Source organism: Streptomyces tricolor (assembly GCF_002155905.1).
Taxonomy (GTDB): domain Bacteria; phylum Actinomycetota; class Actinomycetes; order Streptomycetales; family Streptomycetaceae; genus Streptomyces; species Streptomyces tricolor.
In genome coordinates, this window is the sequence record NZ_MUMF01000217.1 from 1 (window position 1) to 5,646 (window position 5,646).

Consider the following 5,646-nt stretch of genomic DNA (forward strand, 5'->3'; position numbering starts at 1 on the left):
GCCCGGACCCGCTCGCCGCCGAGACCGGCCTCACCCGGGGCGAGCCGGTGTGGCACCTGGAGCGGGTGCTGCTCGCCGATGACGAGCGGGTCGGCCTGGAGAGCACGTACGTCGCCGTCGCCCGCGTGCCCCGGCTGGACTCCGACTTCGATCCGGACTCCTCCTTCTACGGGTATCTCGCCGCCCAGGGCATCGCCTTCGGCGACGCGGACGAGCGGATCGAGACCGTGCTCGCCACGCCCCGCGAGGCCCTGCTCATCGGCACCCCGCCCGCCCTGCCGATGCTGCTGATCCACCGAGTGTCCCGGGACACGGAGGGCCGGCCGCTGGAGCGGGTGCGGTCGCTGTACCGGGGCGACCGGTTCTCCTTCACCACACGCCTCCAGGGCTGACAGCCCGTCCGCGACATGACGGGCCCATGTGATCACGAAACGATAACGGGTCTAGCCCAAACGTGATGGGTGGTTCACGCTCTCGTTGTCAGCCGGATGCTTCCGGATGCCGGATCGCGAGGAGCGTTGCCGCCGTGAGAGTGACAGTCGTCGGAGCCGGCGTGGTGGGCACCATGCACGCCTGGCAGGCAGTGGCGCGCGGCCACCAGGTCGTGCAGATCGAGCGTGAGTCGGAGGCGCGCGGCGCCTCGCTGCGCAACTTCGGGCAGATCTGGGTCAGCGGGCGCGCCGGCGGGGAAGAGCTGGAGACCGCGCTGCGGGCCCGGGAGCTGTGGGAGGGGATCGGCGGGCGGGTGCCGGGGCTCGGCTTCCGCCCCAACGGCTCCCTCACCCCCGTCCGCGGCCCGCTCGAACTCGCCGTCGCCGAGGCCGCGGTGGCCCGCGCGGACGCCGCCGCCCGCGGCTACAAGCTGCTCACCCCGGCCGAGGCCCGCGCCCTCAACCCCGCCCTGCGCGGCGACTTCACCGCCGCCCTGTACTGCGAGCGGGACGCGGCCGTGGAGCCCCGCACCGCCCAGCTCGCCCTGCGCGCCGAGCTGCTGAAGTCCCCGCTCTACACCTTCCTGCCGGGCTGCGAGGTGCGCGAGGTGACCGGCGCCGGGACCGTCCGCGACGACCACGGGGACGTGCACCACGCCGACGCCGTCGTCCTGTGCACCGGCGCCTGGCTCGGCGGACTGGTCCGCGAACTGGCCGGCCCCGGCCTGCCCGTGCGCCGCGTCCGGCTGCAGATGATGCAGACCGACCCGCTCGGCGAGCCGCTGACCACCTCGGTCGCCGACGCCGACAGCTTCCGCTACTACCCCGCCTACGCCTCCCCGGCCGTGGACGAGCTGAACGCCCGGCAGCCGCAGCCGGAGACCGCCGCCGCGCACCGCATGCAGCTGCTCATGGTGCAGCGCGCCGACGGCGGCCTGACCATCGGCGACACCCACGAGTACGAGCACCCCTTCGCCTTCGACACCGTCGAGGAGCCGTACGAGCACCTCACCGCAGTCGTGGAGTCCCTCCTCGGCCGGCCGCTGCCGCGCATCCGGCGCCGTTGGGCGGGGGTGTACGCGCAGTGCACCGAGCCGGGCCGGGTCGTGCACCGGCAGCGGGTGCACGAGGGGGTGTGGCTGGTCACCGGGCCCGGCGGGCGCGGCATGACCTGCGCCCCCGCGATAGCCGAGACCACCGCGAACGAACTGGGCTGGTGAGCACCTCCATGACGTCCACGACCCCCGTCACCCCCGACATCCGGCTCGTCGTCCTCGACATGGCCGGTACGACCGTCGCCGACGGCGGCCTGGTCGAGCGGGCCTTCGCCGCCGCCGCCGCGGAGCTGGGCGTCGAGCCCGGCTCCGCCGAGCACGCCGAGCACCTGGCCTACGTCCGCGCCACCATGGGCGAGTCCAAGATCTCCGTCTTCCGGCACCTGTTCGGCGACGAGGACCGCGCCCGGCGCGCCAACACCGCCTTCGAGAAGGCGTACGGCGACCTGGTCGACGCCGGCCTGGTCGCCCCCGTCCCCGGGGCCCGCGAGGCCATCGAGGAGCTGACCGGCAGCGGCCGTACCGTCGTCCTCACCACCGGTTTCGCCCGCGTCACCCAGGACGCCGTCCTCGCCGCCCTCGGCTGGCGGGACCTCGTCCCGCTCACCCTGTGCCCCGCCGACGCGGGCGGACGCGGGCGGCCGTACCCGGACATGGTGCTGGAGGCGTTCGTCCGGACCAAGGCGGCCGAGGACGTACGGCAGGTCGCCGTGGCCGGTGACACGTCGTACGACGTGCTCAGCGGCGTACGCGCCGGAGCGGGCCTGGTCGCCGGCGTGCGCACCGGCGCCCACGGCGACGCGGAGTTCACCGCCGCCGGCGCCACCCACGTGCTCGACTCCGTCGCCGGGCTGCCCGCCCTGCTCGCCGGAGCGCGGTGAGAACGTCGTCCTCGACGCCCTCGTGGTCCTGATGGCCGCGCGGGAGGTGATGGACGGTGCGGAGGTCTTCGAGCCCGACTGGGACGAGATCGGCGCGGACCCCCCGTCGTACGTGGAGGACTGGAAGCCCGCCACGGGCAGCTGATCCCTCCGGGGGTTCGGCGACAGCTGTTGCCCGGTGATCGACGGGGTCAGGACCGGCCGGTCCTGACTAGGCTGGGGGCGTCGGTACGCCGTGGTTCCGGCGCCCCCGCCTTTCCGACCGTACGTACGCCAGGAGACGCACAGCATGGCAGACCGCAAGCCCATCGAGTCGTGGCTCACCGACATGGACGGCGTCCTGATCCACGAGGGCGTCCCGATCCCCGGTGCCGACGCCTTCCTGAAGAAGCTGCGCGAGTCGGGGCGGCCCTTCCTGGTGCTCACCAACAACTCCATCTACACCGCCCGTGACCTGCACGCCCGGCTGCGCCGGATGGGGCTGGACGTGCCGGTGGAGAACATCTGGACCTCGGCGCTGGCCACCGCCCAGTTCCTGGACGACCAGCGGCCCGGCGGCACCGCCTACGTCATCGGCGAGGCCGGCCTGACCACCGCGCTGCACGACATCGGCTACATCCTCACCGACCACGACCCCGACTTCGTGATCCTCGGCGAGACCCGGACCTACTCCTTCGAGGCGCTGACCAAGGCCGTCCGGCTGATCAACGACGGCGCCCGGTTCATCGCCACCAACCCCGACAACGTCGGCCCGTCGACCGAGGGCGACCTGCCCGCCACCGGCTCGGTCGCCGCCCTGATCACCGCCGCGACCGGCAAGAAGCCGTACTTCGTCGGCAAGCCGAACCCGCTGATGATGCGGGCCGGGCTGAACGCGATCGGCGCCCACTCCGAGACCTCCGCGATGATCGGCGACCGCATGGACACCGACGTGCTCGCCGGCCTGGAGGCGGGGATGCGCACGTTCCTGGTGCTCAGCGGCGTGACCCGGCCGAAGGACGTCGACCGCTACCCCTTCCGCCCCTCGCAGGTGGTCGACTCCATCGCGGACCTGGTCGACCTGGTCTGAGGACGGGAGCGGCCGGCCCCGGGCGGGGGAACCGGCCGGACAGGGCGCGGAGCCGATCAGATCCGGGCGGGGATCGGTCGAATCCCGGTACGGAACCGGCCCCGGCCGGAACCCCGCAGCAAACCCGACCTCACCCGTTCGGAGCAATGCGGGGCCTCCCGAGGATGCGGTGGCGCCCCGCCGGGGGGAGCCTCCACATATCTGGAGGTTCACGATGGGCTCACTACGCCTCACTCTCTGTACCGGAATGCTCGCCGTGGCCACCGCCGCCGCGGTCGCCCCGGCGGCCCACGCGGCGGACGGCGGCGTGGTCAGCGTGACCCCCGCCAGCCCGGCGCCGGGCGACGACATCACCCTGCGGGTCAGCGGCTGCACCGGCGAGCAGGGCACCGCCGCCTCGGCCGCCTTCGTCGCCGACGCCCAGCTGACCGGCGCCCAGGGCAGCCTGAGCGGCGAGACCCGCGTCCGCTCCGCGCTGGCGCCCGGCGCCTACACGGTGAAGGTCAGCTGCGCCGGCTCCGTGCGCACCGGCACCATCACGGTCACGGAGGCGGGCGGCGCCGGCCGGCCGGCAGAGCCCGTCGAGCCGCCCGCCGGCACCCCCACGCCGGTCGCCCCGGTCCCCGCGGGAGGGGGCGGCACCGCGCACTTCGCCACGGTGGCCACCAGCGGCTCCGGCCCCGACACCGGGCAGGCGGTGACGGGCCTCGCGCTCGCCGGGATCGCCGCGGTCGCCGTCGGGCTGCGCGCCCGCCGGAGCCGCCGTCCCCGCTGAGCCCCGCCATGACCGACGAGGGGCACTCCACCGGCACCGGGCGGCTCGTCACCGGCCTGGCCTGGGCCCTGCTGCTGTTCGGGCTGTGGCTGTGGGGCCGCCACGTGACCGAGGTGCCGGGCGCCCCGGCCACGGGTGACGTCTTCACCCTCGGCCGGACCGCCGGCACCGGCCCGCTGCCGCGCCCGGCGACACCCCTGGCCGACGCGGTGCCCCAGCGCGTCGACATCCCCGGGCTGGGCGTCCAGGCCCCGGTGGTGGCCCGCGGTCTGGACGCCCGGGGCGCGGTCGACCCGCCGCCCTACGACCAGCCGGGCGTGGTCGGCTGGTACCGGGCCGGGCCGAAGCCGGGCGCCACCGGCCCCGCCCTGCTGGTGGGCCACGTCGACACCGAGACCCGGCCCGCCGTCTTCTACCGGCTCAGCACCCTCAAGGCGGGCGAGGCGGTCCGCGTCTTCCGCGCGGACGGGAAGGTCGCCGAGTTCACCGTCGACGACGTCCGCGTGCTGCCCCGCGACGGCTTCGACGCCCGGCAGGCCTACGGGCCGCGCGAGCCCGGCCGCGCCGAGCTGCGTCTGATCACCTGCGGCGGTTCCTTCGACCGGGCCAGCGGCAGCTACACGGCGAACGTCGTGGTGTCCGCGTACCTGACCGGGACGCGCGGCTGAGCGTCCCGCGCGACGGCGGTCACGGATGCACCGCGGCCACCGGCGAGAGCCGGCTGCGGACGTTGCCGAAGTGGTCCCTTATGGCCCGCTCGGCCCGCGGGGAGTCGCCGGACCGTACCGCGTCCAGGATCTCCCGGTGCTGACGGCAGGTGACCCGGGGATCCTGCGGTACCTCCACCAGGTCCTGCCGCACCCGGTGGAAGGCGTCCCAGAACGCCTCCAGCACCTCGCTGAGCAGCACGTTGTCCAGCCCCCGGTAGAGGGTGGCGTGAAAGGCCCGGTCGGTCTCGGCGAGGGAGGCGCCCTCGGCGGCCTGCTGCTCCATGCGCTCCACGAGCGCCTCCAGCTCCCCGAGGTCCGCCTCCGGCAGCCGCCCGGCCAGCCGTGACACCAGCCCGGTCTCCACGGCCTCGCGCAGCTCCAGCAGCTGGAGCAGGGAGTCCTCGCCGCGGTAGTGGCCGACGACGGTCCGGAAGGCCAGCCCCTCGATCATCGGCGCGAACGACATCGAGCCGACGTACGTGCCGAAGCCGTGCCGGATCTCCACGATCCCCATCGCCTGGAGCGCCTTCAGCGCCTCCCGCACCGAGTTCCGGCTCGCCCCCAGCAGCCGCATCAGCTCCGGCTCGGTGGGCAGCGGGGCGCCCGAGGGCAGCCGCTGGTCCACGATCAGCTTCTTGATCCGCTCCTGAAGGTCCCGGGCTGCCATGGCGAGAGGGTATCCGGCCATTCGGGCGGAGGGGATAGCGGAGGGAAGGGGAGTGGGG

General features: G+C 74.5%; 7 protein-coding genes. 6 read left to right on the forward strand and 1 reads right to left on the reverse strand.

The window, feature by feature from the left end; genetic code table 11:
- The 6 genes from CCN44_RS16725 to CCN44_RS16750 form a co-directional block, all read left to right on the forward strand.
- On the forward strand, positions 1–392 hold a 392-nt coding region (locus tag CCN44_RS16725), incomplete at its 5' end, for a GntR family transcriptional regulator (protein WP_143649799.1).
- 134 nt (positions 393–526) lie between these two features.
- The gene (locus CCN44_RS16730; RefSeq protein ID WP_086698111.1) at positions 527–1,651 is read left to right on the forward strand and encodes a TIGR03364 family FAD-dependent oxidoreductase; all 1,125 of its coding nucleotides are present in this window, start codon (positions 527–529) and stop codon (positions 1,649–1,651) included.
- Between the two features lie 8 nt (positions 1,652–1,659).
- Positions 1,660–2,367: a phosphonatase-like hydrolase gene (locus CCN44_RS16735; protein WP_189397193.1), complete on the forward strand. Its 708-nt coding sequence runs from the start codon at positions 1,660–1,662 to the stop codon at positions 2,365–2,367.
- A gap of 289 nt (positions 2,368–2,656) precedes the next feature.
- Positions 2,657–3,436 (forward strand): HAD-IIA family hydrolase, encoded by a 780-nt coding sequence (locus CCN44_RS16740; protein WP_059249740.1) that lies wholly within the window; start codon positions 2,657–2,659, stop codon positions 3,434–3,436.
- Positions 3,437–3,650: 214 nt separating this feature from the next.
- Positions 3,651–4,211 carry a hypothetical protein gene (locus CCN44_RS16745; protein ID WP_059249739.1) on the forward strand — a complete coding sequence of 187 codons (561 nt, stop codon included), beginning with the start codon at positions 3,651–3,653 and terminating at the stop codon, positions 4,209–4,211.
- A gap of 8 nt (positions 4,212–4,219) precedes the next feature.
- On the forward strand, positions 4,220–4,879 hold the full coding sequence (locus CCN44_RS16750; RefSeq protein WP_086698113.1) for a class F sortase: 660 nt from the start codon (positions 4,220–4,222) through the stop codon (positions 4,877–4,879).
- A 19-nt stretch (positions 4,880–4,898) separates the two neighbouring features.
- On the opposite strand, the gene CCN44_RS16755 is transcribed toward CCN44_RS16750, so the two are convergent.
- Positions 4,899–5,588 (reverse strand): FadR/GntR family transcriptional regulator, encoded by a 690-nt coding sequence (locus CCN44_RS16755; RefSeq protein WP_059249737.1) that lies wholly within the window; start codon positions 5,586–5,588, stop codon positions 4,899–4,901.
- Positions 5,589–5,646 lie beyond the last annotated feature (58 nt).